Genomic DNA, 565 nt, shown 5'->3' on the forward strand with positions numbered 1-565 from the left:
GCGCGCCCCAGACCAGAGTGCCGCGACCCGTGAAGGCGCGGATGGCGTTCACCGACTTGCCGGTTACGGGGTCAAGGTTCAGTGCCTCTTGAAAGCTGTCGTTCACCGGGACGGCGGGCTGAACGATGTTGAGCAGCGCCTGTCCCGCCGGCGCCTTCCACACGCCCTGCGTCGCATCGACACGAGCATAAAGCCCGGCCACGGCGCCGGACGGCGGCACGCTGGCCCGGGCATCCCGCACGAAGGTCTGCACCGCCCGATACACCTCGGGCTCCTTCGTCCTCAGACGCAGCTCCGCATCGTGGAGGCTGCGTCCGGCGACGCCCGACACCGGCGTCACGGACTCGCTGCCATCGTGCGCCACCGTCACGATATCGAATCCGGAGAGCCGCACCCGCGGATCCGAAATGCGCAGGGGCAGATTCGTTTCGAGGTACGGAAAATACGCCGCCCCGTAGCGCAGCAGCGCGGTGTCGCCAGTCAGCGCGGAACGGAAACTCATGCCCACGGATGACGCCGTATCGGTCCCGCCCGGCACGGCGCGCGCCACGTCGGCGACAAGGAA

1 pseudogene is annotated in these 565 nt (G+C 68.5%); it reads right to left on the reverse strand.

Annotated features, from left to right (window positions below):
- Positions 1-565 (reverse strand): annotated as a pseudogene (locus ACKGJN_RS16640) (hypothetical protein); the annotation flags it as partial.

Origin of the sequence: Gillisia xinjiangensis, from assembly GCF_046298265.1 — a bacterium.
Lineage (GTDB): Bacteria > Bacteroidota > Bacteroidia > Flavobacteriales > Flavobacteriaceae > Gillisia > Gillisia xinjiangensis.